The sequence below is a fragment of the Janibacter sp. Soil728 genome (assembly GCF_001428305.1).
Classification (GTDB): Bacteria; Actinomycetota; Actinomycetes; order Actinomycetales; family Dermatophilaceae; genus Janibacter.
In genome coordinates, this window is sequence record NZ_LMRZ01000001.1 from 527,367 (window position 1) to 551,946 (window position 24,580).

The 24,580-nt window shown below is 69.8% G+C and carries 23 protein-coding genes, 1 tRNA gene and 1 riboswitch; of the genes, 9 read left to right on the forward strand and 15 right to left on the reverse strand.

Annotated elements, in window-relative coordinates; genetic code table 11:
* Positions 1–6: 6 nt before the first annotated feature.
* Together ASG73_RS02545 and ASG73_RS02550 are read right to left on the reverse strand one after the other, a co-directional pair.
* Positions 7–501, reverse strand: coding sequence for a DUF3830 family protein (locus tag ASG73_RS02545; protein WP_055991368.1), 495 nt, complete (start codon positions 499–501; stop codon positions 7–9).
* Between the two features lie 89 nt (positions 502–590).
* On the reverse strand, positions 591–1,832 hold the full coding sequence (locus ASG73_RS02550; protein ID WP_055990280.1) for an aspartate aminotransferase family protein: 1,242 nt from the start codon (positions 1,830–1,832) through the stop codon (positions 591–593).
* A gap of 84 nt (positions 1,833–1,916) precedes the next feature.
* Between ASG73_RS02550 and ASG73_RS02555 the strand changes: the two genes are divergently transcribed.
* On the forward strand, positions 1,917–3,398 hold the full coding sequence (locus ASG73_RS02555) for an NAD-dependent succinate-semialdehyde dehydrogenase (RefSeq protein WP_055990282.1): 1,482 nt from the start codon (positions 1,917–1,919) through the stop codon (positions 3,396–3,398).
* Positions 3,399–3,428: 30 nt separating this feature from the next.
* Here the strand turns inward: ASG73_RS02555 and ASG73_RS02560 are convergent, their stop codons facing one another.
* Together ASG73_RS02560 and ASG73_RS02565 are read right to left on the reverse strand one after the other, a co-directional pair.
* On the reverse strand, positions 3,429–3,875 hold the full coding sequence (locus ASG73_RS02560; protein WP_055990285.1) for a VOC family protein: 447 nt from the start codon (positions 3,873–3,875) through the stop codon (positions 3,429–3,431).
* A gap of 9 nt (positions 3,876–3,884) precedes the next feature.
* Entirely contained in the window at positions 3,885–4,307 is a 423-nt protein-coding gene (locus ASG73_RS02565; protein ID WP_055990288.1) for a helix-turn-helix transcriptional regulator, read from the reverse strand.
* Between the two features lie 69 nt (positions 4,308–4,376).
* Between ASG73_RS02565 and ASG73_RS02570 the strand changes: the two genes are divergently transcribed.
* A complete protein-coding gene (locus ASG73_RS02570) occupies positions 4,377–4,712 on the forward strand; it encodes a DUF952 domain-containing protein (protein WP_055990291.1) in 336 nt (111 codons plus the stop codon).
* 123 nt (positions 4,713–4,835) lie between these two features.
* Here the strand turns inward: ASG73_RS02570 and ybaK are convergent, their stop codons facing one another.
* Positions 4,836–5,342: a Cys-tRNA(Pro) deacylase gene (gene ybaK, locus ASG73_RS02575; RefSeq protein WP_055990294.1), complete on the reverse strand. Its 507-nt coding sequence runs from the start codon at positions 5,340–5,342 to the stop codon at positions 4,836–4,838.
* 80 nt (positions 5,343–5,422) lie between these two features.
* Here ybaK and ppk2 point away from each other — a divergent pair, with 80 nt between their 5' ends.
* The 3 genes from ppk2 to ASG73_RS02590 all read left to right on the forward strand — a co-directional run bounded on the left by ppk2 (position 5,423) and on the right by ASG73_RS02590 (position 7,753).
* Positions 5,423–6,316: a polyphosphate kinase 2 gene (gene ppk2, locus ASG73_RS02580; RefSeq protein ID WP_055990298.1), complete on the forward strand. Its 894-nt coding sequence runs from the start codon at positions 5,423–5,425 to the stop codon at positions 6,314–6,316.
* Positions 6,317–6,409: 93 nt separating this feature from the next.
* Positions 6,410–7,102 carry a membrane protein YczE gene (gene yczE / locus ASG73_RS02585; RefSeq protein ID WP_055990301.1) on the forward strand — a complete coding sequence of 231 codons (693 nt, stop codon included), beginning with the start codon at positions 6,410–6,412 and terminating at the stop codon, positions 7,100–7,102.
* A 38-nt stretch (positions 7,103–7,140) separates the two neighbouring features.
* Positions 7,141–7,255: riboswitch (SAM riboswitch) on the forward strand.
* 33 nt (positions 7,256–7,288) lie between these two features.
* A complete protein-coding gene (locus ASG73_RS02590) occupies positions 7,289–7,753 on the forward strand; it encodes an OsmC family protein (protein ID WP_055990304.1) in 465 nt (154 codons plus the stop codon).
* A 54-nt stretch (positions 7,754–7,807) separates the two neighbouring features.
* On the opposite strand, the gene selB is transcribed toward ASG73_RS02590, so the two are convergent.
* The 3 genes from selB to ASG73_RS02605 form a co-directional block, all read right to left on the reverse strand.
* Positions 7,808–9,658, reverse strand: a complete 1,851-nt coding sequence (selB, locus tag ASG73_RS02595) for a selenocysteine-specific translation elongation factor (RefSeq protein ID WP_055990307.1) — start codon at positions 9,656–9,658, stop codon at positions 7,808–7,810.
* Positions 9,655–10,995 (reverse strand): L-seryl-tRNA(Sec) selenium transferase, encoded by a 1,341-nt coding sequence (gene selA, locus ASG73_RS02600; protein WP_055990310.1) that lies wholly within the window; start codon positions 10,993–10,995, stop codon positions 9,655–9,657. The genes selB and selA overlap by 4 nt, the downstream gene beginning before the upstream one ends.
* Before the next feature lie 32 nt (positions 10,996–11,027).
* Positions 11,028–11,123 (reverse strand) — tRNA-Sec (locus ASG73_RS02605).
* A gap of 57 nt (positions 11,124–11,180) precedes the next feature.
* Between ASG73_RS02605 and selD the strand changes: the two genes are divergently transcribed.
* Together selD and ASG73_RS02615 are read left to right on the forward strand one after the other, a co-directional pair.
* A complete protein-coding gene (gene selD / locus ASG73_RS02610; RefSeq protein WP_055991371.1) occupies positions 11,181–12,182 on the forward strand; it encodes a selenide, water dikinase SelD in 1,002 nt (333 codons plus the stop codon).
* Positions 12,179–12,571: a rhodanese-like domain-containing protein gene (locus ASG73_RS02615; protein ID WP_055990313.1), complete on the forward strand. Its 393-nt coding sequence runs from the start codon at positions 12,179–12,181 to the stop codon at positions 12,569–12,571. Before selD ends, ASG73_RS02615 begins: the two co-directional genes overlap by 4 nt.
* 102 nt (positions 12,572–12,673) lie before the next feature.
* Here the strand turns inward: ASG73_RS02615 and ASG73_RS02620 are convergent, their stop codons facing one another.
* The 4 genes from ASG73_RS02620 to fdh are packed head-to-tail and all read right to left on the reverse strand — an operon-like array spanning position 12,674 to position 19,593.
* Complete coding sequence (locus ASG73_RS02620) at positions 12,674–13,963, reverse strand: L-lactate MFS transporter (protein ID WP_055990316.1); 1,290 nt, start codon at positions 13,961–13,963, stop codon at positions 12,674–12,676.
* A 37-nt stretch (positions 13,964–14,000) separates the two neighbouring features.
* Positions 14,001–15,128, reverse strand: a complete 1,128-nt coding sequence (gene nrfD / locus ASG73_RS02625) for an NrfD/PsrC family molybdoenzyme membrane anchor subunit (protein WP_055990319.1) — start codon at positions 15,126–15,128, stop codon at positions 14,001–14,003.
* Positions 15,125–16,237: a 4Fe-4S dicluster domain-containing protein gene (locus ASG73_RS02630; protein ID WP_055990322.1), complete on the reverse strand. Its 1,113-nt coding sequence runs from the start codon at positions 16,235–16,237 to the stop codon at positions 15,125–15,127. Before ASG73_RS02630 ends, nrfD begins: the two co-directional genes overlap by 4 nt.
* Complete coding sequence (gene fdh, locus ASG73_RS02635) at positions 16,237–19,593, reverse strand: formate dehydrogenase (protein WP_156466105.1); 3,357 nt, start codon at positions 19,591–19,593, stop codon at positions 16,237–16,239. The genes ASG73_RS02630 and fdh overlap by 1 nt, the downstream gene beginning before the upstream one ends.
* Before the next feature lie 217 nt (positions 19,594–19,810).
* Between fdh and ASG73_RS02645 the strand changes: the two genes are divergently transcribed.
* On the forward strand, positions 19,811–20,893 hold the full coding sequence (locus ASG73_RS02645; protein WP_055990335.1) for a Fic family protein: 1,083 nt from the start codon (positions 19,811–19,813) through the stop codon (positions 20,891–20,893).
* Positions 20,894–20,924: 31 nt separating this feature from the next.
* Here ASG73_RS02645 and ASG73_RS02650 read toward each other — a convergent pair whose 3' ends face one another.
* The gene (locus ASG73_RS02650; RefSeq protein WP_055990337.1) at positions 20,925–22,457 is read right to left on the reverse strand and encodes an SDR family NAD(P)-dependent oxidoreductase; all 1,533 of its coding nucleotides are present in this window, start codon (positions 22,455–22,457) and stop codon (positions 20,925–20,927) included.
* A gap of 20 nt (positions 22,458–22,477) precedes the next feature.
* The gene (locus ASG73_RS02655; protein WP_055990339.1) at positions 22,478–23,254 is read right to left on the reverse strand and encodes an HpcH/HpaI aldolase family protein; all 777 of its coding nucleotides are present in this window, start codon (positions 23,252–23,254) and stop codon (positions 22,478–22,480) included.
* A 64-nt stretch (positions 23,255–23,318) separates the two neighbouring features.
* Here ASG73_RS02655 and ASG73_RS02660 point away from each other — a divergent pair, with 64 nt between their 5' ends.
* On the forward strand, positions 23,319–23,990 hold the full coding sequence (locus ASG73_RS02660; RefSeq protein ID WP_055990342.1) for an HAD-IA family hydrolase: 672 nt from the start codon (positions 23,319–23,321) through the stop codon (positions 23,988–23,990).
* A 21-nt stretch (positions 23,991–24,011) separates the two neighbouring features.
* On the opposite strand, the gene ASG73_RS02665 is transcribed toward ASG73_RS02660, so the two are convergent.
* Positions 24,012–24,542, reverse strand: coding sequence for a ferritin (locus tag ASG73_RS02665; protein ID WP_055990345.1), 531 nt, complete (start codon positions 24,540–24,542; stop codon positions 24,012–24,014).
* Positions 24,543–24,580 lie beyond the last annotated feature (38 nt).

Below are 24,580 nucleotides of genomic sequence, written 5' to 3' on the forward strand. Positions count from 1 at the left end.
GACTACTCAGGCCCGGGCGAAGACCAGCCGCTCGCCGGCGAAGCCGTTGCGCCAGAGGTCGTTGCACGCGGCGGCCATCTCGGGCAGCCCCTCCTCGATCGCGCCGAAGACCGAGCCGGGCACCCAGCCCAGGTCGCCGTTGATGAGCAGGTTGTTGCGCCCGTAGAAGATCGCCAGGTCGGTGGCGCCCTGCTCGGCGTGCGCCGTCGACCCCGGGTCGTAGCCGTAGGCGGGGTTGCCGATCTCCCAGGGCTCGAAGTCGAAGAGGCACACGTCGCCGGGGATCGGGGTGATCGTCGGGTTCTCCCGGTGGGGTGCGGCGGTGATCCGCGGGAGCAGCGTGTAGACCTCGTTGCGCGCGTACTTCGCGTGGAAGGCGTCACCCCCCACCGGCAGCGCCTCCCACACGGCGTCGCAGGTGAGCGGCGCCTCGTCGTCGAGGAGCCGCGCGCGGCACACCACGCCGCGCGACTCGAGCGTGATCGACATGTACCGACTCATGTGCGCCTCCAGCACCAACTCATCGTTCCGATTGGAAGTAAACGCGCCGACGATTCATCAGCGGGTTTACCTCCAATCGGCGAACGGACTCAGACCTCCGCGAGGACTTTGCCCCAGATCTCCAGGGCCTCGTCCACCTGCTCGGCCGTGACGACGAGCGGCGGGATCATCCGGACGGTGTTCATGTGGGCGCCGCAGGTGAGGAGCAGCAGGCCCTTGGTCGCGGCGAGCTGCTGGGCCTTCGCGGCCCGTGCGCTGTCCGGGGTCCCGTCGGCTGCGGTGAACTCGCTGCCCACGAGCAGGCCGAGTCCGCGCACGTCACCGATGCCGTCGATGGCCGCGGCACGCGCGCCCTCGAGCAGCTGGGTGCCGCGCTCGGCGGAGTTGGCGACCAGCCCCTCCTCCTCGATGACGTCGAGGGTGGCGACGGCCGCGGCGCAGGCCACCGCGTTGGCGCCATAGGTCCCGCCCTGCGAGCCGGGCCACGCCTTGCTCATCAGCTCCTGCGACGCAGCGATGCCGGAGATCGGGAAGCCGGAGGCGATCCCCTTGGCCAGCGTGATGATGTCGGGCTGCACGTCGAAGTGCTGGTGACCGAACATCTTGCCGGTGCGGCCGAAGCCGGTCTGGACCTCGTCCATGACGAGCAGGATGCCGTGCTTGTCCGCGCGCTCGCGCAGACCCTGGAAGAAGGCGGTGTTGCCCGGGACGTACCCCCCTTCGCCCAGCACGGGCTCGACGATGAAGGCGGCGGTCTCCTGCGGCGAGGTGAGCGTCGCGAGGATGAAGTCGAGCTCCTTCAGGGCGAAGGCGGTGGCCTCCTCCTCGCTCCAGCCGTAGCGGTAGGCGTTGGGGAAGGGAGCGACGTGCACGCCGCCCATGAGGGGTGAGAAGCCCGCCGAGAAGCGGGTGCCGGACGTCGTCATGGTCGCGGTCGCGACCGTGCGGCCGTGGAAGCCGCCGTGGAAGACGATGACATTGGGTCGGCCGGTCGCCTGGCGGGAGAGGCGAAGGGAGGCCTCGAGCGCCTCGCTGCCGGAGTTGGCGAAGAAGAGGGAGTCGAGGTGCTCCGGCAGGACGCCGTCGAGCCGCTCGACGAGCTCGAGGAGGGGCTTGTGCATGACGGTCGTGTACTGACCGTGGATGAGCTTGCCGATCTGCTCCTGCGCGGCGGCGACCACCTTGGGGTGGCAGTGGCCCGTGCTCACGACGCCGATGCCGGCAGTGAAGTCGAGGTGGCGGTTGCCATCGACATCGAAGATCTCACTGCCGAGGGCATGGTCGATCGTGACGGGGGTGGCCTGCTTGAGCAGGGGGGACAACGCTGTCATCAGAACCTCCGAGTTGTTCGTCTGATTGTTGACAATACGTCTACGGTGAGGGGGACGGCAAGGACGCTGACGAAGGAGTCACCCATGACCACGACGGACACGACTGGGGTCACCCGCGAGCAGGAACGCGAGGCCATCGCCTCGGTGCCGACGGGACTCTTCATCGGAGGGGAGTGGCGCACCACTGCGGCGACGATGCCGGTCGTCGACCCCTCGACCGGCCAGCCCCTGTGCGAGATCGCCGACGCGACCCCCGACGAGGCCGCGGCCGCGCTCGACGCCGCCGCTGCGGCCCAGGCCGACTGGGCCAGGACGCCGCCGCGGGAGCGCAGCGAGATCCTCACCCGGGCCCGCGACCTCATGCTCGCCGACGTCGATCGGCTCGCGCTGATCATGACGCTCGAGATGGGCAAGCCGCTGGCCGAGGCGAAGGGGGAGATCGCCTACGCCGCCGAGTTCTTCCGGTGGTTCGCCGAGGAGGCCGTGCGCATCGACGGCGGCTTCATGACCGCGCCGGCCGGGGGCTCACGCTTCCTCGTCGCCAAGCAGCCGGTCGGCCCGTGCGTCTTCATCACCCCGTGGAACTTCCCGATGGCCATGGGGACCCGCAAGATCGGTCCGGCCATCGCTGCCGGCTGCACCTCGGTGATCAAGCCCGCCGCAGAGACCCCGCTGTCGACACTCGCGCTCGCCGACATCCTCGTGCAGGCGGGCCTGCCCGCCGGCGTGGTCAATGTCGTGACGACGAGCCGGAGCGACGACGTCATGGCGCCGATGATCCTCGACCCGCGCTCGCGCAAGCTCTCCTTCACCGGCTCGACCCCGGTCGGCAAGCACCTGCTCGAGCTCGCGGCCAAGACGGTCATGCGCACCTCGATGGAGCTCGGGGGCAATGCCCCCTTCCTCGTCTTCGACGACGCGGACATGGACGTGGCGATCGAGGGTGCGATGGCGGCCAAGATGCGCAACATCGGCCAGGCCTGCACGGCGGCCAACCGGATCCTCGTGCAGCGCGGTGTGGCGCAGGAGTTCTCCCGCCGGCTCGCCGAGCGGATGGGCGCGCTGCCGATGGGTCGCGGCGTCGAGGAGGGTGTCGTCGTCGGGCCGCTGGTCAACCAGAAGGCTGTCGACAAGGTCGACGAGCTCGTCCGTGACGCGGTCGGTCGAGGGGCCACGGCAACCCTCGGGGGGCAGCCGGCCGAGCGCGAGGGCTACTTCTACCCCGCGACCGTCCTCACGGGCGTGCCGGCGGACGCGCAGATGGGCGAGGCCGAGATCTTCGGGCCGGTCGCGGCGATCACCGAGTTCGACACCGAGGAGGAGGCCATCGCGCTGGCCAACGACACCCCCTTCGGCCTGATCTCGTACGTCTTCACCCAGGGACTCGACCGCGGCCTGCGGGTCAGCGAGGCCCTCGAGGCGGGGATGGTCGGCCTCAACCAGGGCGTCGTTTCCAACCCGGCAGCGCCCTTCGGCGGGATCAAGGAGTCCGGCCTCGGTCGCGAAGGGGGCCTGGCGGGCATCGAGGAATTCCTCGAGACGAAGTACATCGGCGTGAGGATGTAGCTCGCCGACCCGGCTCAGTCGCGCGCCGGCTCACCCTTCTTGGGCGAAGTCCTCGGCCGTCACCGGACCGCCGGCCGGCTGGGTGATGCGCACCGGGTTGCCGAAGGGGTCCCGCAGCGCGCAGTCGATGCCGTAGGGGCGCTCGGTCGGCTCCTCGGTGAACTCGACCCCCTTCGCCCGCAGCTCCTCGTAGGTGGCGCGGCAGTCCTTGGTCGTGAGGATCGCGGCCGCGCCGAGCGCGCCCTTGGTGAGCAGGTCGCGGAGCTGCTCCGCGGTTGCATCGTCGACGAAGGGGGAACCCGGCACCTCGAGCATGAGGTGGCGGTCGGGCTGGGAGGGCAGGGCGATGGTGAGCCACCGCATGAAGCCGAGGTCGACGTCGGCGCTCACCTCGAAGCCGAGCTTGCCGCAGTAGAAGGCGAGGGCCTCGTCCTGGTCGAGGACGTAGACGCTGTGATGGCTGATTCCTGTGAACATGGCTCAAATCTAGAGACGTGGGGGCGGGGGTGCTTCTCCGAAACTGCTCGGTCTCGTCCACCGCCGCACGACGCAGCCCGGGACATCGATCGGGTCGTCCTCGCGGAAGGCGCTCGGAGTCCTCCCCGTGATCTCGCGGAAGGTCCGGCTGAAGGTGCCGAGGCTGTCGTAGCCCACCGCGATCGAGACATCGGTGACGCTGCGGTCGTGGTCGCGCAGCATCGTCATGGCGCGCTCGATCCGGCGGCGCTGCAGGTAGCGGTGCGGCGTCTCGCCGAAGGTCGTGGTGAAGGTCCTCGAGAAGTGCGCCGGTGACATGAGCGCGACCCGGGCGAGCGAAGGGATGTCCAGCGGGCTCGCGTAGTCGTGGTCCATGGTGTCGCGGGCCCGCAGCAGGCGCCGGTTCTGGTCCTCCCGCGCGGTCATCGCCATGCATCGAGTATCCCGATCCCTGAGGAGGTTGCGAAGCAACCGTCTCGAAGGGAGGGGCAGGATGTCGTCATGACCCTCCAGCACATCGCCCTCGAGTCCGACTGGCAGGCGGCCCAGGCCACCGGCACCTACCCGATCTCCACGCGGGGTCGGCTCATCGCGGAGGAGGGCTTCATGCACTGCAGCGGGTCGCCGGAGCAGCGCGGGGGCGTCGTGAGTCGCTTCTACGCCGACGTCACCGAGCCCTTGCTCGTCCTCACCCTCGACGAGCAGGCCCTCGCCGCCCACGGCCTCGACGTGCGGTACGAGCCGGCGGTCCTCGGCGGCGACGAGCTCTTCCCCCATGTCTACGGCGGCGACCTGCCCGTCGGCTGCGTCAGTCAGGTCGACCCGCTCGAGCGCTGACCCGGCGTCCTTTTGCAGGGTTGGCGTCGTTGTGCAGGCTTGGCTGACGGTATGTCGTCGGCCAACCCCGCACAACGACGCCGGGCACGGGGACTGAACTGGAGTACGACTCGCGGTCGCGCCTCAGTCCTTGGCGATGGCGGCCACCGTCGCAGAGGTGACCGCCACCAGGTCCGAAGGGAGCAGCTCCAGATCGAGTCCGCGTCGCCCCCCGCTGACGTAGACCGTCTCGTGCTCCAGCGCCGAGGCGTCAAGGACCGTTGTCAGCGAACGCTTCTGCCCGATGGGGCTGATCCCGCCCACGACAAAGCCGGTCGTCCTCTCCGCCAGCGCGGGGTCGGCCATGCTCGCCCTCTTGGCCCCCACCGCCGCGGCGAGGGCCTTGAGGTCGAGCTGCCCGGTGACGGGCACGATGCCGACCACGAGGCCGTGGTCACGGGGCAGATCGGTGTGCGCGAGGAGGGTCTTGAGGACCCGCTCCGGCGGGGCCCCGATGGCCGCCGCTGCCTCGAGCCCGTAGGACGCCGCCGCCGGGTCGTGCTCGTAGGGGTGCTCGGTGAAGTCCACCCCGGCCGCTGCGAGGGCCCGCGTCGCAGGGGTGGCTCCGCCCCCCTTCGTCCTCTTGGTCATGGAGCCAGTGTCTCGCGGGGCGCGGCTGCTCGTTGCCTGGTGGACGCATGCCGTACACCCGGGGGTGGTAAGTATCCGGCATGCCGAAGCCGAACCTCCGCGAGTACATCGACCAGCTGATGGTCGAGGGCTACACCGTCCGCGACGACCAGGGCGATGACCCCATGCTCATCGCGCCCGACGGCAAGGCGGTCGAGACGTGGCGGGACAACTATCCCTACGACGCGCTGATGACCCGCAACGACTACGACGTCGAGAAGTACCTGCTCCAGATCGAGCTGCTGAAGTTCCAGTACTGGGCGCAGGACACCGGGCGGAAATTCGTCATCCTCTTCGAGGGGCGCGACGCCGCAGGCAAGGGCGGGACCATCAAGCGCTTCACGGAGCACCTCAATCCGCGTGGTGCGCGCGTGGTCGCCCTGACGAAGCCGAGCGAGCGCGAGGAGGGGCAGTGGTACTTCCAGCGCTACCTCCGATACCTCCCCACGAGCGGCGAGATCGTCCTCTTCGACCGGTCCTGGTACAACCGGGCCGGGGTCGAGCGGGTGATGGGCTTCTGCTCCGACGAGCAGTACGAGGGCTTCATCGACCAGGCGCCCAAGGTCGAGAGGATGCTCTCCGACGCCGGTGTCCACGTGACGAAGCTGTGGTTCTCGGTGACCCAGCAGGAGCAGCGCACCCGCTTCGCGATCCGTCAGATCGACCCGGTGCGCCGATGGAAGCTCTCGCCGATGGACCTCGAGAGCCTCGACAAGTGGGACGAGTACACGGCGGCCAAGGAGGCGATGTTCGAGCGGACGGACACCCGGCACGCGCCCTGGATCGTCATCAAGTCCAATGACAAGAAGCGGGGGCGGATCAACGCGATCCGATACTTCCTCAACCAGTTCGACTACGAGGGCAAGGACACGGCCGTCGTCTACGCCCCGGACAGGAAGGTCGTCGCTCGCGGGAAGAAGCTCATCGGGGACTGAACCTGCCACTGGTGGCGCCGGCGGACCGACTCCTCGCCGCGATCCTGGAGCGCCAGGTCGACACCCTCGGCCTTGCAGGTGCAAGGTGACCTCGTGACGAAGAATGCTGCACGACCCACCCAGCCACGCAACCGGGCACTGGCCGACATCGGCCCCATCGATCAGCTGAGGGCCGGCAGGCTGACGATCCGCCTCCCGCTCCTGCTCGTCGGGCTCTTCGTCTACGGCGGGTCGATGGCCATGGTCATCCGCGGGACACTCGGGCAGATCCCGTGGGACGTCCTGCACGTCGGCGTCTCGCACCACATCCCGCTGAGCTTCGGCACGATCGTCGTCGGCGTCTCGCTGCTCGTGCTGCTGGGATGGATCCCGTTGCGGCAGAAGCCAGGCGTCGGCACGATCGGCAATGCGCTGCTCATCGGCCCGTCGGCCGACATCGTCCTGTCGCTGATCGACCCGCCGGAGCACCTCGCCTGGCGGCTCGTGCTCACCCTCGGCGGGATCGTGCTCAACGGCGTCGCGACCGGCATGTACATCGGCTCGCAGTTCGGCCCCGGGCCCCGCGACGGGCTGATGACCGGGCTGGCCCGGGTGAGTGGACGATCCATCCGGTTGGTGCGCACCGGCCTCGAGGTCTCCGTCGTCGTCGTGGGCTGGTTGCTCGGTGGCGTCGCCGGGCTCGGCACGGTGGTCTACGCGCTGGCCATCGGTCCGCTCGCACAGCTCTTCCTGCCGGTCTTCACCGTGGACCTCCGGCAGGATGCCGTCCCACCCACTGATACATAACTTCACGTTATGCATTGCATCGTGTCTACTTATGCATAGGTCATGAGTCCCAGCGCGTAGCCCCGGCTTGCTGGGCGGCAACCCTCCACCCTCGGTGGGGTGCCCCGGGTGACGACCTGGGCGTCGGTCGACCGGCCGCGCCAAGCGCGGGTTCACCAGAGCCCCTTGATCCATCAGGAGCCATCCATGACTGCAACTGCCGCCCCCACCACCCTGCTCGAGGTCACGACCCAGGGCTCACTCGTCACCGGGACCGAGGTGGCCCTCACGAGCCGCCAGTTCAGCTACACGATCGACGAGCCGCCGGCCCTCGGTGGCACCGACAAGGGCGCCAACCCGGTCGAGCACCTGCTCGCCGCGCTCGCCTCCTGCACCGTCATCAGCTACCAGGTCTGGGCCGACAAGCTCGGGCTCAAGGTCGACACGATCGACGTCGACCTGCGCGGGGACCTCGACCTCGCCGGCTTCCTCGGCACGGACGACTCGGTGCGCCCGGGCTTCCAAGGCATCGAGCTGGGCATCACGGTCTCCGGTCCCGAGAGCGAGGCCGAGTACCGCCGCCTCGAGCAGGCCGTCGCGGCGCACTGCCCGGTGCTGGACAACCTGACCAACGGCGTGCCGGTGACCACGACCCTCGAGGTCGCTGCCTGAGCTTTGACCGCCTGACGAGGAACCCCCGCCGGCGCTGCCTGCGGGGGTTCCTCGTCAGCGGACGACCTCGCGCAGGTTGCCGTCGACTCTCCGGGTCCACCCGCGCGCGTCGAGATGCTCGAGCAGGGGCACCGCGACGCGTCGGGTGGTCCCGAGCGCCTGCCGCGCCTGACTGAGGGTGAAGGGCTGCTCCAGTCCCGCGAGCACGCGCATCGCCCGCGCCGGACCGTCGGGCAGCAGGACCACGTCGTCGGGCAGCCGAAGGATGCGGCCGAGTCGCTCGGCGGCAGCCAGCTCCGCAGCGCCCAGGCCGAGCGAGTCCAGCTCGCCCCGCTCCGGTGCGACGAAGGGGGTCCCCCGCAGCGTGTCCTCCACGGCCGAGATGGCCGCCTCTGCGGGCCCGAGACCGCCGACGTCGGGGTCGTGCACCCGGCCATTGGTGATGGCCAGGCCAACGCCCGCCGCCAGGGAGTGCACCAGCTCGTGACCGAGCGCGGCCGGTAGGTGGTCAGGGAGATCGAGCGAGCGCGCCGCCTCCGCGATCGGTACCCCGGCGCTGAGGGTGTTGGCCGTGTGATGGGCCCGGACGGTCTCGCCGAGCCGTTGACGCCAAGCGCTCACGGCATCCTTGTCGACCCACCAGTCGCCCTGCCGCACAGCGGTGCTCGGTGCGTCGAGCCCGAGCCGCTCGAGGACGTCCGCTCGATCGGCCGAACGTGAGGTGATCCGGGCTTCCGCCAGGTCCGAGGGGGACCGGCCGGCAGAGGTGAGGGCCTGCCCCCTTCGCCCTGCGGCGCCGCGACGGGCCAGCGGGAGGGGGCCGACATCGAGGACCCGCACCGCCCACAGCCGGCGACTGCCCGCATCGCGCAGGATCGCCCGATCCCCGACGCGCCACGGCAGGTCGACGTCGGCCGAGAGGCGGGCCAGCCCGCCCTCGAGTGGACGCACGTGGACCTGCACGTCGATCGATCCGACGTGCAGCGTCGCACTGTCCCCCACCGGCATTGCCCTAGGGGAATGCGCATTTCCCCGCATTGCCATAGGGGAATGCAGGTCATCGGACCCCACCTCGGTCAGCGCGACATCGATCGTGGCGGCCAGTTCGAAGGCTCCCGGAGTCAGCAGCACCAGCGAGCGGCCGACCTCGTCGGACTCGACCCGGCGCAGGTTGACCGCGACGCGCGAGACCGGGCCGACCTCCTCGTGAGCGGAGTCCTGGCTGTGCAGACCGCGCACGGTGACCTCACGCGCGCGTCCGTGGTCGAGGAGCGTCAGGCGGTCACCGACCCGAACCGTCCCGGCACCGAGGGTGCCGGTCACGACCGTCCCCGCACCGGCGACGGAGAACGAGCGATCGCCCCACAACCTCACGGGCGCACCAGGATCGGGCTCCGGCAGGCGTGCCGCCAGACCGTCGAGGGCGCCTCTCAGCGAGTCCATCCCGAGCCCGGTCGTCGCGGCCACCTCGACCGCGGGCACCTCCAGCCTCGCCGCGGTCAGCCGCCGGGTCGCGTCGTCGCGCACGCTCGCAATGCGCTCGTCATCCGCCAGGTCGCACCGGGTCAGGACGAGCAGCCCGTCCGTGATGCCGAGCGCCCGCACCGCGGCGAGGTGCTCGCTGCTCTGCGCCTGCCAGCCCTGGTCGGCAGCGACGACGAAGACCACGGCGGGAGCCGGGCCCAACCCCGAGAGCATCGTCCCGACGAACCTCTGATGGCCCGGCACGTCGACGAAGGCGACCTCGGCGCCGCTCGGCAGGGTCGTCCAGGCATAGCCGAGCTGGATCGTCAGACCCCGTTCGCGCTCCTCACGCAGCCGGTCCGGGTCGCGCCCTGTGAGGGCACGCACGAGCGTGGACTTGCCGTGGTCGACGTGCCCGGCGGTGGCGAGCACCCTCCTCATGGCGAAGGGAGTGGATGGAGAGCGTCGTCGTGCCCCAGCACTGCCCGCAGTGCCGCCTCGACATCACCATCGCGGTCGGCCGGGATGCAGCGGAGGTCGACCAGGCCGCGACCCCTGTCCACCCGGGCGAGGACCACCGGCAGGTCACCCGCGGGCTGACGCAGTCGTTCCACCGCGTCGATCGGGATCTCGACGGCCCAGCCGGGCAGTGGCACGCCGGGGGCGCCGCCGCCACCGACCCGACCCTCGACGGGCACGACCTCGCGACCGACGGCGGTGCCCAGTGCGTCGACCCGGAGCCGCAGGTCGTCCGCGCTCGCATGCAGCGACGCCGTGACCGGTGAGGCCGGACCACGCAGGGTGGCCTCGAGCGCCGCGAGGGTGAGCTTGTCCACGCGGACCGCACGCTGGAGGGGGTGTCGTCGCAGCTGGTCGACGACCTCTGCGTCGCCGAGGACGAGGCCGGCCTGGGGCCCGCCGAGCAGCTTGTCGCCGCTGGCGGTGATGATCGTCGCGCCTGCGCGCAGCCACGTCCGGGCATCCGGCTCGTCCGGCAGGAGCGGGTCGGGGGCGAGCAGCCCGGAGCCGATGTCGGCGACCACGGGCACGCTCGAGCCGTCGGGTCGGGTGAGCCCGCGCAGCTCCTCCAGCCCGACCGAGGTCACGAACCCGTCGACGCGGAAGTTGCTCGGGTGCACCTTCAGCACGCAGCCCGTCTCCGGGCCGATCGCGTCGGCGTAGTCGCGCAGGTGGGTCCGGTTGGTCGTGCCGACCTCGCGCAACCGTGCGCCGGTCGAGGCGATGAGGTCCGGCAGGCGAAATCCGTCACCGATCTCGACCATCTCGCCTCGGGAGACGACGACCTCGCGACCGGCGGCGAGGGCGGTGGTCGCGAGGACCAGCGCTGCGGCGCCGTTGTTGACCGCCAGTGCACCCGAGGCATCAGGGACCGCCTCGAGCAGGGCAGCCAGCGCACCGGCACCGCGCCGGCTGCGCGCGCCGGTGGCCAGATCCATCTCGACATCGACATAGCCGGCGGCATCGACGACGGCCTCGATCGCGCTGGGGGACAACGGCGCTCGACCGATGTTGGTGTGTACGACGACCCCGGTGGCGTTGAGCACCGGGGTGAGTGAGCTGGTCCGGGTGGGCAGGGCTGCGAGGGCGGCTTCGACCACTCGGTCGGGGGCGATCTCCTCGTCTCGGGCTCGCTGCTGTGCCGCGACGACGGCAGTCCGCACGACCGACCGACCCAACCGTGCGGCCGCGGTGACGAAGGGAGCCTGGCCCAGCACGTCATCGGTGCGGGGGATGGCCCGGCGCGGGTCCTCGCTCACGGGTGTCACTCCCTTCGTCCCGGGGTCAAGACTGGCGGAGGCGGACGGGAATCGAACCCGCCAGACCGAGATGCTCGGCCTCACCGGTGTTGAAGACCGGGGGGACCACCAGGAACCCAGACGCCTCCGTGAACCACCATATGGCAGGTGGTCCGAGTCACACGGGCGGGTCCTATGGTGAGGTCATGGAGCCGATCCGACTGACCCAGTTCGCCCGCGGCGGAGGCTGCGCCTGCAAGATCCCCGCCGGTGAGCTCGAGCAGATCGTCGCCGGGCTGCACGTGGCGGCGCCGCCCGGCTCCGACGTGCTCGTCGGGCTGGATGACGGTGACGACGCCGCGGCGGTGCGCATCGAAGGTGGTCTGGCGGTCCTGTCGACCTCGGACTTCTTCACCCCCGTCGTCGACGACCCCTACGACTGGGGGCGGATCGCTGCGGCCAACGCGGTCTCCGACATCTACGCCATGGGCGGCAACCCGATCATGGCGATCAACCTCGTCGCCTGGCCCAGGGAGCTCCTCCCGACAGAGCTGCTGACCGAGGTGCTCCGCGGTGGCCTCGATGTCGCCACCGAGGCCGGCTTCCCGGTGCTCGGCGGTCACAGCATCGACGCTCCCGAGCCGATCTACGGCATGGCCGTCACGGGGACCGCTGACCCCGACCGCCTCATGCGCAATGACGCTGCCGAGGCCGGCCTGCCGATCAGCCTGACCAAGCCGCTCGGCGTCGGCGTGCTCAACAACCGGCACAAGGCGACGGGGGAGCGCAGCGAAGAAGCGATCGCGTCGATGGTCGCCCTCAACCGCGACGCCGCGCAGGCGGCCCTGGCTGCGGGCATCCGGGCGGCGACGGATGTCACCGGCTTCGGTCTGCTCGGTCACCTCTACAAGATGTGCCGGGCGTCTGGTGTCGCCGCTCGGATCGACGCTTCCGCAGTGCCGTACGTGGCGGGCGCCCGCGAGGCGCTCGCCGCCGGGCACGTCCCGGGCGGGTCCAAGCGCAACCTCGACTGGGTGCGGCCCCACCTGTCCGCCGACGGCATCACCGAGGACGAGCTGATCCTCCTCGCGGACGCGCAGACCTCCGGCGGGCTGCTCGTCGTCGGCGAGGTCCCCGGTGCCCCGGTCGTCGGCGAGACCGTCGCTGCCGGATCGCTCGGTGACGGAGTCCTCGTGCAGGTGTCGTGAGCGAGGTCGACCGGCTGCTGACGTCGGCCCGCACCGGTCTGAGGCGCCTCACCCCGCAACAAGCACATGCCGCGACGAAGGGGGGAGCCCTCCTGGTCGACACCCGCACCGCTGCGCAGCGGGCCCGGCAGGGCGAGGTGCCCGGAGCGCTGGTCGTCGACCGGACCGTCCTCGAGTGGCGACTCGACCCGACGAGCCCGCACCGCATCCCCGAGGCCGTCCCCGGTGTGCGGGTCATCGTCCTGTGCCGGCAGGGCTACAGCTCGAGCCTGGCGGCTGCCTCCCTTCGCTCCCTGGGAGTGGACGCGACGGATGTCGTCGGTGGCGTCGAAGCGTGGATCGCCGCAGGCCTGCCGGTGTCACAGGGCCCCGCCGACGTCCGCGAGTGAGCGCACGCGGCCACCGTTCGTCTGCATTGCCCTAGGGCAATGCAGACGAACGGCGGCTGGCAGTCTCTTGGTGAACCTGCATTGCCCTAGGGCAATGCAGGTTCAGGCGTGGTGCTTGGGGGGCTTGGCGAGGAAGGGGATCACGAGACCGACGAGCGCGATGATGCCCATGACGGTGAAGGCCATCGTGTAGGCCTGGTCCTCGCCGATGAGCCACGAGATGAGCAGCGGGCCGATGATCCCGCCGATCGACCATCCGATGAGCATCAGACCGTAGATGCCGCCGGAGTGCTTCACGCCGAAGAAGTCGCCTGCAGTCGCGGGCAGGGTGCCGAAGGCGCCGCCGTAGCAGGTGTAGACGATGGCGCACAGGACGTAGAAGACGGCTGCGTTGCCGATGTGCGGGATGGCGAGGAGCGCCAGGCCTTGGAAGCCGAGGATGCCCATGAAGGCAGGCATGCGGCCGATCTTGTCCGAGATCGCCGCCCAGAGGATCCGGCCACCGCCGTTGAAGAGGCCCATGACGCCGACGAGGGTGGCGGCCGCGGCGGCGCTCATGCCCGCCACGTCCGTGGCGGTCCCGGCGGCGACGGAGATCAGCGAGATGCCGGCGGTCACGGAGATCGTCAGGATGAGCGTCAGCATGTACCACTGGGGGGTGCTCAGCGCCTCCTGCTGGGTGAAGTCACGAGCAGCCTTCTTGGCCTGCTCCTCCTTCTTGGTGTCGTGCTGTGCGTGGGCCTTGGCGACGCCGGGCGCGATGTAGTCAGCCGGGGGGTTCTTGAAGACCGAGGCGCCGATGAGTCCGAAGATCAGGTAGGCGATGCCGAGCCAGAGGAAGGCCTTGGTCGGGTGGACGTCGTAGCCGGCAATCCCGTCGATCATCCGCTGAGCCAGTGGCGAGGTGATGACGGCACCGAAGCCGAAGCCACCGACCGCGATGCCGGTGATCAGGCCACGCTTGTCGGGGAACCACTTCTGCAGCATGGCGATCGGCACGATGTAGGCCAGACCGAGGCCGAACCCGCCGAGGATGCCGTAGCCGAGGATGAGCAGCCACAGGTCCGAGGCGTCTCGGGTGAAGCTGGCCAGGATGATGCCGACCGAGTAGATGACGACACCGGCCAGGGCGACGAGCCGTGGCCCACGCTTGTCCTGAATGCGACCTCCGAGGAAGGTGCCCAGGAAGAGCATGCCGATGGCCACCTCGAAGGGGATGGTGGCCTGGACCTTGGACAGCTCGATCGCCGAGGCATCGCCCTGGATCGCCTTGCTGAAGGTGCTCCACGCGTAGACGGCGCCGATCGTCAGCTGGACGAGGACACCGCCCGCGAGGATCAGCCACCGGTTGCCGATCGCTGCTGGGGCCGGGCTCGTGGTTGCCGTGCTCATGGAGACCTCCTGGTGTGAAGGGGGTACGGCCCGCTGGTCAGCGGACCGTGACGACGCTGTCCTCGGTGTTGCCCTGCTGCCGCCGCTTCTCGAGGCGGTCCTTCTGGACGCGGACGGTGTACTTGGGGTCCTTGGCGGACTCGATACCTGCCTCGACGATGCCCATGCGGGTCAGGGCCGAGGCGGTGGCCAGCGCGACGCCCGAGGCGATCGCGACGAGACGGCTGCGGCCCGACAGCAGCGTCCCGACGCCGCCGGCGATGGCCAACCCCTTGGCCAGACGCAGCTTGCCGGCGCCCTGACCGGTGGTGACCGGCTCGTCGATGCCCAGGTCGCTCAGGTGCTCCTCGAGCTGGTGCATCGCGGCCAGCTCGGTGGCGACACCGGCCAGGGCCAGTCGTCGCACCGGACCGGCGAGGGCGGTGGGGGTCAGCACCATCTGCACCCCGGCGGAGGCCAGCGCCGCAGACCCGACGAAGACGAAGGGGAGCTCACGTCGGCTCTCGTGCCACACCGGGTGAGCGGTGTCGGCGAGCAGGACTGCCGTGTACGCCGCGAGCGGCGCGCCAAAGGCGGCCTGCCCGATGGTCGAGGGAGTACCGAGCGCGTCGGTCACGCGGGTGAGGGCAGTGACCGGGCCCCGCGCGGGGAGGAGTCGCAGCACCTCGGCGCCCGTGGTGACCGACGCGAAGCCCGCATACGCGGTGAGGATCCAGGTGCCGACCGACATGGGGGAGGTGAGCTTGACGGTGCGCATCATGTTGAGGAAGCGCTCGGGCCGGCCGAGGTCGGCCACCAGCGCCGCACCGCTCAGCGCGACGGTGGTCATCGCCGTCAGTCGTGCATTGCGTTGCAGGACAGCATTGCCCGTCGCTGCAGCTCCCGCCTGGATGATGCCGGAGGTGCCCGCGATGCCCCCGACGAAGAGGTAGGCGGAGATCTTGTGGTCCCACGGCACCGGCTTGACGATGGCCTGGCCGTAATAGCTGGAGAACTCGGCGTCCGGTACGGCGGGCGCTTCGCGGCGGCCGCCGCCGTCGCGGCTGAGCCAGCTGCGCTGGGCCCCCTTGGCCAGATCGCCGGCGCGGCGGATCCCGGAGTCGCGGCGCCGCTTGCGGCGGCCCTCCTCGGGTGGGCGGTAGCTGTCGAAGGGGGAGGTCGTCACGACCTGCTCCCGACGAAGGAGATGGCAACGGCCCCGAGCAGCCCGAGTCCGGCGACGCCCGCGGCCCGGAACATCTCGGGCAGCTTGGCGGTGGGGACGACCGGGTCCGGGGGGAGGCCGTAGACCTCGGGCTCGTCGAGCAGGAGGAAGACCGAGCCGGTGCCGCCGACGCCATCGTGCTCGTTGGCGCCGTAGAGACGAGCCTCGGTGAAGCCCTGCTCGTGCAGCTGGGTGACGCGATCGCGCGCGGTGGCCACCATGTCGTCGTGCGCCCCGAACTTGATCGAGGTGGTCGGGCAGGTCTGGGCGCACGCGGGGGTCTGGTCGTGGCTCAGCCGGTCGTAGCAGAGCGTGCACTTCTGGGCGACGCCGACATTGGGGACGTGGCTGTCGGCGGTGACCGAGACGCTCGAGTCGGTGCGACGCTCGATGACGCCGAAGGGACAGGCGCCGACGCAGTAGCCGCAGCCGTTGCAGATGTCGTCCTGCACAACGACCGTGCCGAACTCGCTGCGGAAGAGTGAGCCGGTGGGGCAGACGTCCAGGCAGCCGGCGTGCGTGCAGTGCTTGCACACGTCGGAGGACATCAGCCAGCGAAACTCCGGGACCGGTCCGACGATCGGCACGCCGTCGACGGTGAGGCCGTAGTCGCCCGTGCCGCCGGCCTCGACATTGGCCTTCTCGCTGAGCATGTCCGTGAGTGCTGGACCGTGCCCCTCGATCGGCGCGGGGAGCGTGCCGTACCCGGCAGGGGAGGCGATGGACGGCTCGGGTGCCGGTGCGGGTGCACCCATGCTCGGCATCCCGAGGTCCACGAGCGCGCGACCCGACTCACGGGCGGCCTCGATCCGGTCCTGGCTCTGCTCGACGAAGGCGACGTGCCGCCAGGTGCTCGCCCCGAGGTCACCGGTGTTGTCGTAGGAGTTGCCCGTGATCGCCAGCCCGTCGAGCGGGATGCCGTTCCACTCCTTGCAGGCGACCTCGCAGGCCTTGCAGCCGATGCAGATCGAGGTGTCGGTGAAGAAGCCCTGGCGTCTCGGTGCCTCCTGCCACCCGGCGTCGGTGGCTGGTTCGGTCTGACCCGAGAGCTGTCGGGAGAGATATCCCATCAGCGGTCTCCTTCCGTCTCGAGAGTGGCTGCGCGGCGCTCGCGGATCTGCGAGGAGACGTCGTCAACACGCTGGCTGCCGGTCTCGACCGTGGTGCCGGAGCGCGACTGGTACTCCTCGACGAGCCGCAGCAGCTCCTCGCCCCGGGGCCGTCGCCCGGGTCGGATGTCGCAGGACCCGACCTTGGACTCCTGGATCTGGACATTGGGGTCGAGGGCAATGCCGAGCAGGTCGTTGGCGCCGTCGCCCTCGACGACCGCATCGCGGCCGACACCCCAGTGGTAGGGCAGACCGATCTGGTGGACCGTGTTGCCCATGATCGTCAGCGGTGTCATCCGCTCGGTGACCAGGACGCGTGCCTCGATGGCGCTGCGCGCCGAGACGATCGTCGCCCACTCGCCGTTGACCAGGCCCTGCTGCTCGGCGAGCTCGGGAGAGACCTCGCAGAACATCTCCGGCTGCAGCTCCGACAGGTACGGCAGCCAGCGGCTCATCCCTCCGGCGGTGTGGTGCTCGGTGAGGCGATAGGTCGTGAAGACGAAGGGGTAGACACCCGCCCCCGGCTCGTCACCGGACGGACTCCACAGGTTGTCCTTGCGCGGGTAGACCAGCCGGCCCGGGTTGCGCTGCTGCGAGTACAGCGGGTTGTCGACGGGGGACTCCTGCGCCTCGTAGTGACTGGGCATGGGGCCATCGACCATGCCCTTGGGTGCGAAGAGCCAGCCCTTGCCGTCGGCCTGCATGATGAAGGGGTCGTCACCGGCGATCGCAGCCGGTCCACCGATGTCGGCGTCGGGTCGGAAGGCCGGGTCGCGATCGACGGGGAAGTCCGGCACGTCCTTGCCGACCCACTTCTTGGCATCGGCGTCCCACCAGACGTACTTCTTGCGCTCGCTCCACGGCCGGCCCTCGGGGTCGGCGGAGGCGCGGTTGTAGAGGACTCGCCGGTTCATCGGCCAGGCCCAGCCCCAGTCGAGCGCGGTCTCGTCCTGCTCATGACCGGGCATGCGGTTCTTGGACTTGTTGACCCCGCCGGCGAAGACTCCCGTGTAGATCCAGCAGCCGCCCGTGGTCGAGCCGTCGGGCTTCATGTCGGCGAACTTGTCGAGCAGCTGGCCCGCCTTGTCGCCGGTGAGGTGGTAGCCGTTGATCTCCGCCAGGACCGCCTCGGCGTCGGTCTCGCCGTGCTCGTCCTTGGGGTAGTCCCAGGTCATGTCGAGCAGTGGCCGGTCGCGCTCGTCCGTCGAGTCCTTCAGACGCTCACGGATGCGCACCCCGAGCTCGTGGAAGAACTCGAGCTCGCTCTGCGCATCACCCGGGGGCTGGACCGCCTGGTGGTGCCACTGGAGCATCCGCTGGGTCTGGGTGAAGGTGCCGGACTTCTCCACGTGGTTGGCCGCGGGGAAGAAGAAGACCTCGGTGTCGATGTCCTCGGTCTTCAGCTCGCCGCTGGCGATCTCCGGGGAGTCCTTCCAGAAGGTCGCCGACTCGATGAGCTGGAAGTCGCGCACGACGACCCACTTCAGGTGGGTCATCGCCAGGCGCTGCATCTTGCCGTGCGCCGACCCGACCGCCGGGTTCTGCCCGATGACGAAGTAGCCCTCGACCTCGTCGTCGAGCATCGCCATGACGCTCTGGTAGGTCCCGTGGGCTCCGGTCAGGCGCGGCAGGTAGTCGTAGCAGAAGTTGTTGTCAGGGGTTGCGGCATCACCGAACCAGGCCTTGAGCAGGCTGGCGGTGTAGGACGGTGCCTCGGTCCAGAAGCCCTTCTGCAGGGGCGAGCTGATGCTTGCCAGGTACTCCTCGTAGGTGTCGTGCTTGCCCACCATCGGCATCGGCAGGTACCCGGGGAGGATGTTGAAGAGCGTCGGGATGTCGGTCGAGCCCTGGATGCTCGCGTGCCCGCGCAGCGCCATGATCCCGCCACCGGGGCGGCCCATGTTGCCCATGAGGAGCTGGAGGATCGCTGCCGTGCGGATGAACTGCGCACCCAGGCTGTGCTGGGTCCAGCCCAAGGCATAGGCGAAGCAGGTGGTGCGATCACGACCAGAGTTCTGCGTCAACGCGTCGGCGATCTGGTGGAACTGCCACTGCGGGATGCCGCAGAGGTCCTCGACCATCTGGGGCGTGTAGCGCGCGTAGTGCCGCTTGAGCACCTGGAAGACCGAGCGCGGGTGCTGCAGGGTCTCGTCGCGGATGACCCGGGCGTGCTCGAGAGGGGGCCCGGCGGCGCCGTGCTGGTCGCCCGCGGCGCGGGCGCTCTTGCTGGCGCCGTGCTCGTGCCCACCGGAGGGTCCGCCGACGTCGTCGCCGGAGGTGCCCCCCTCGCCGTCCTTGCGCTCGTCGTAGGCCCACGAGGACATGTCATAGGTGCCGGTCTCCGGGTCGTAGCCGGAGAAGACACCGTCCAGGTCCTCGGTGTCGACGAAGTCCTCGCTGACGAGCGTGGCCGCATTGGTGTAGGCGACCACGTAGTCGTGGAAGTAGAGGTCCTTGGCGAGGACGTGGTTGATCAGCGCACCCAGCAGGACGACATCGGTCCCGGCCCGGATCGCGGCGTGCGTGTCAGCGATCGCCGACGTGCGGGTGAAGCGGGGGTCGATGTGGATCACCCGGGCGCCGCGGGCCTTGGCCTCGGCCACCCACTGGAAGCCCACGGGGTGGCACTCGGCCATGTTGGAGCCCTGGATGATGATGCAGTCTGCGTTGGCCATGTCCTGCAGGGACTGGGTGGCGCCGCCGCGCCCGAAGGAGGATCCCAGACTGGGAACCGTGGCGGAGTGTCAAATACGCGCCTGGTTCTCGATCTGTATCGCGCCGGAAGCCGTGTACAGCTTCTTCATCAGGTAGTTCTCTTCGTTGTCGAGGGTCGCGCCCCCGAGCGAGGCGATGCCCATCGTGCGGCGCAGCCGGCGACCCTTGTCGTCGACCTCCTGCCACTTGTTGGCTCGAGCCTCCAGGTAGCGGTCGGCGACCATGTCGATCGCCTCGTCGAGCTCGATCCGCTGGAACTGCGTGGCGCCCGGCGCGCGATAGAGCACGTGCGTCTGGCGCGACGGGGAGTTGACCAGCTGCTCGCTCGCGGCGCCCTTGGGGCACAACCGCCCTCGGCTCACCGGGGAGTCCGGGTCACCCTCGATCTGGACGACCTTGTCGTCCTTGACGAAGACCTTCTGCCCGCAGCCGACGGCGCAGTAGGGGCACACGCTCTGCACGACGCGGTCGGCCGTCGTGGTGCGCGCCTCGACCTCGCGGGTCTTGCGTGATGTGACCGACGTGCCGCGGCCGAGGAAGTCTCCGGAGGCCAGCTGTCGCAAGACGGGCCAGCCCAAGAAGGTCGAGTCCTTCGGTGCCATCACCACTGCTCCTTCGTCAAAGGGATCGTGACCTCTGTCACCGTAGCCCCTTTGTACCCGGCGCGGGAGTCTTCACACCCTGTCGTCGTCGAGACTCATTGCTGCACGTCCAGAGCCCGCAAGATGACGTGTCAGACGCCCGGACACAACGATGCGACGTGTTAAGTTTCTGGCAATTCCTTAACACGTAGTGCGGATGCGTCGAAAGAGTGGACACATGCCTTGGAACCCCGAAGCTCCCTTCAACGATCTGCCGGCGCTGCCCCCAGTGGGCCTCGACCTCGAGCCCAAGTCCGTGCTCAAGGCGACCGTCGAAGCCCGGACGGCACTGGCGACGCTCGCTCAGGCCGGACTGATGCTGCCGAACCCGAACATCCTGATCCACGCAGTGCCGCTGCTCGAGGCGCAGGCCAGCTCCGAGATCGAGAACGTCGTGACCACGGCCGATGAGCTTTTCAAGCATGTCGACTCGGGTGGAGGAGACCACGCGACCAAGGAGGCGCTGCGATACCGCAGCGCCCTGTTCGCGGGGGTCGAGTCCATCAGAAGCCGGCCCCTGACTGCTGCCACGGCCACTCTCATCTGTACCGAGCTGCAGGGGCGAGACATGGCTGTTCGCGCAGTGCCGGGCACCAGGATCGCGAACCCGACCACGCGTCAGATCGTGTATGCGCCACCCGAGGGTGCGGACCTCATCCGGGAGAAGCTCTCGGACTGGGAGCGCTTCGTCCATTCCGAAGACGATCTTGACCCGCTGGTGCGCATGGCTGTGGCTCACTACCAGTTCGAGGCGATCCACCCATTCCATGACGGAAACGGACGGACCGGTCGCGTCATCAACATCCTCATGTTGATCGAGTCGGGCCTCCTCCACGACCCGATCCTCTATCTTTCCCGCGCGATCATCGCGCGGAAGAACGACTACTACCGTCTGCTGCGAGCGGTGACGGCCGACGGTGCCTGGATCGAATGGATCCTCTACATGCTCGACGTCGTCCGGGAGTCGGCGACGTCAACGACGCACAAGATCGTGGCCATCCGCACGTGCCAGGAGAACATCGCTGAGCGTGCTCGGGCTGCCACTCCGGGCGGGCGAGACGCGCACTTCCTGGCCGTCCTCTTCGAGCAGCCCTACTGCCGCATCAGCACTGTGGCCGAGCGATGCGACATCTCGCGTCAGACCGCCTCGTCCTGGCTGCACGCACTGGTTGACGCCGGGCTCCTCAGTGACGTCAAGGTCGGCAGGGAGCGCCTCTTCGTCAACCACGAGTTTCTCGACGTGTTGACGCGGCCTGAATGAGCGTGAGAGCGAACTCGCCTCGGGGAGTGACCTACCAGGCGTAGGGCTCGAAGTTCTTCAGGAAGACCCCGTGCAGGTCCTCGCCACGTTCGCCACGCACGACCGGGTCGTACACGCGGGCGGCGCCGTCGACGAGGTCGAGAGGGGCGTGCCAGCCCTGCGCCGCGATCTCCAGCTTTTCGTGGTGGGGCCGCTCGTCGGTGATCCAGCCGGTGTCGACGGCGGTCATCAGGATCCGGTCGGTCTCGAACATCTCGCCGGCCGAGGTGCGGGTCAGCATGTTGAGCGCGGCCTTGGCCATGTTGGTGTGCGGGTGGCCGGCGCCCTTGTACCGCCGGGAGAACTGTCCCTCCATCGCCGACACGTTGACGACGTAGGCGCGGGCGGCGTGACCGACCTCTTCGCTGCGTCGCTCCACCGCGGCCCGCATCGCCGGCCGCAGCCGGGAGACGAGGAGGAAGGGGGCGACGGAGTTGCACATCTGCACCTCGAGGAGCTCGAGGGGGTCGACCTCGTCGACGGTCTGCTTCCACGAGTTGCTCGCGACGACATCGGGCAGCAGGCCGCCGGCGTCGACCGCCGTGCCGGCGAGGTGCGCCTCGAGCGAGGCACTGCCGGCAGAGAGGGCGAGCTTGGTCAGGTCGGCGGCGCTACGGGCGGCGACATCCGCGTGCGGCACCGGGTGCTCACCCAGGGTGCCGATGAGCGCGGCCGGGTGTGCCTCGCTCACCCGGTCGAAGGTCAGCATCTGGGGCGTCGGGCCGCCGGTCTCCAGCGGCTGGGACTCGCCGTCGACGAGGCTCGAGTAGGCGCCGGGGGAGCGGCGCACCGTCTGGCAGGCGTTGTTGATGAGGATGTCGAGCGGGCCTGCGGCAGCGACCTCGTCGGTGAGTGCGACGACCTGGGTCGGGTCGCGCAGGTCGATGCCGATGATCGTCAGCCGGTCGATCCACTCGGGGGAGTCGGCGAGCTCGGCGAAGCGTCGCGCGGCATCCCTCGGGAAGCGGGTCGTGATCGTCAGGTCGGCACCGTCGCGCAGCAGGCGCAGGGCGATGTACATCCCGATCTTGGCGCGCCCACCGGTCAGCAGCGCCCGCCGGCCGCGCAGGTCGGTGCCCTGGTCACGTCGTTCGTGGCTCATGGCGGCGCAGTCCGGGCAGAGCCAGTGGTAGAAGGCGTCGACGAGCGTGTAGTCGGCGTGGCACATGTAGCAGCCACGGGGGATCTGCAGCTCGCCCGCGTAGCGGGCCCCCGTCGAGGAGGTGAGGGGGATCCCCTTCGTCTCGTCGTCGATGCGAAGCGGGGAGCCGGTCGCGGTCTGGTCGAGGATCGCCTGGTCGTGGACGACCTTGGGGCCGCGCTCGGCCTGTCGTGCCTCACGGCGACGGGTCTTCTTCACCCGGTTGTACATCGAGCTGGTGGCCCGCTTGACCGTGGAGATGTCGTCGTGGCCGGATGGCAGCTCGTGGAGCATCCCGAGGACGCGAAGGGTGGTGGCCAGGTCGTCGGGATCGACGCCGTCCACGGTGGTCGCGCTCGCGGGGTCCTCGGATGTGGTGCTCACGGACCCCGAGGATACGTGGCTCAGGTGAGGTCGAGGACCTGCTGGGCGCCGAGAGCCACCAGGGCGATGTCGGTGGAGACCGCGATGCGGCCGATGCCCAGGGCCCGCAGCGCGGGGACCCTCGCCGGATCGCCGGCGAAGGCGGCGACCCCGACGCCGTGGCTGCGAGCTGCGGCCAGGATCCGACCGACGGGTCCGGAGTCGGAGGTGTCGGCGAGCAGGTCGTCCAGGCTCATCCCGAGGGAGAGCGAGAGGTCGACCGGTCCGAGGAAGAGCAGGTTGACCCCGTCGAGCGCCGCGATCTCCTCGACCGCCTCGAGCGCCCCGGACGTCTCGATCATCACCGCGCACTGGACGTGGGCGTTGGCGCGCTCGGCGTCAGGCGCGTAGCCGTCCCACATCGGGGTCAGCGGGCCCCAGCTGCGCTCGCCGAGCGGTGGGTAGTAGGTCGCTCGCACGGCCTCGCGGGCGTCCTCGACGGAGGCGATCGACGCGACGACCACCCCGGCGGCACCCGCATCGAGCGAGGCGCCGATCCACGCGTGGTCGACACCGGCGACGCGGACGACGAAGTTGGCCCTGACGTCACCGAGGGCGCGGCCGAGGTCGACGAGGGCCGAGCGGTCGATGGCGCCGTGCTGGGCATCGAGGGCGATCCAGTCGAATCCCGTACCGGCGAGGCGCCGGGCGAGGTCCACGTCATTGCCCATGAGCCACAGGCCGCGCGAGTCCGGACCGATCGCGGCGCGGTCGGGCGGGGGTTCGCGGTCAGGTCCGGCCGACGTCGTGCTGTACATGGCACCTCCAGAGGCTCTGCGCCCAGACTAGGGCGAGACCGCTGGCCTGCCTAAGGTCGTGGTCATGGACTCCACCCCGGCGGGCCCCGCCCCCTTCGTCGACCGCACCTTCGCTGCCGTGATCTTCGACAACGACGGCACCCTCGTCGACTCGACGGGATCGATTGAGCGCTCCTGGCTGAGGTGGGCGCTCGAGCACGACATCGACCCGCGCGCGCTCGTCGGCCACCACGGGATGCCGGCGGCGGCGATCATCGCCTCGGTCGGCCCTCACGTGGACCCGGTGGCAGCCTTCGCGCGGATCGAGCAGCTCGAGGTCGCCGACGTCGAGGGGGTGATCGCACTCGATGGTGTGCTCGAGGCGATCGCGGCACTCGACGGGGCGCCGGTCGCGGTGGCCACGTCGGCGACGCGTGAGCTGGCGCGAGTTCGACTGGCAGCAGCGGGGATCGGCATCGACGAGGTCGTGACCTTCGACGACGTCGAGCGCGGCAAGCCGCACCCCGATCCCTTCCTCGTGGCGGCACAGCGCCTGGGTGTGGACCCGGCCGACTGTCTGGTCTGCGAGGACGCCCCGAGCGGCATCGCTGCGGCCAGGGCTGCCGGGTGCGCGGTGCTCGCGGTGACGACGACGAGCGAGGCCGACGCCCTGATGGGCGCCGACCTCGTCGTGGAGTCGCTGGCCGACGTGCGCTTCGCGGTCGTCGACGGGCGGGTGCGGGTCAGCCTGCGCTGACCCGTGGAGTGACCGAAGTGATCATTGGGTCTGGCCGGCCTGGCGAGGCGCGGCCGGGTCGCTCGACCCGGCGCCCATGTCCCGCTCGACATAGGTCTCGATGTCGTTGAGGTCGTCCTCGCTGCGGCGGGCGACGGTGAGCAGGTCCTGCATCTTGGAGACCTCTTCGACCTGCTCCTTGAGGAACCACTGCATGAACTGCTCGGCGGCGAAGTCGTTCTCGTCCCGGGCGATGCGGGTCAGCCCGTTGATCTGGCTGGTGACCGTCTTCTCCTGCTCCACTGCGAGCTCGATCGGCTCGACGGCGCCGTTGAGGTCGCACCGGGGTGCGGCGGTCGCCGGGATGTTGACCGGCTGGTCGGTGTCCAGGAGGTACTGCACCATCATCAGCGCGTGCCCGCGCTCCTCGGCGGCCTGGCGGTAGAAGCAGCCAGCCAGCTGCGGCAGGGTCATCCCCTCGTAGTGCGCGGCGATCGCCAGGTACTGCTGGTGCGCGGCGAACTCCTCACCGATCTGGACGGTGAGCTGGGCGGCGAACTTCGACGTCGTCATGGCGCCACCCTACGGTCGCCCGCGGACCCCGCTCCAGC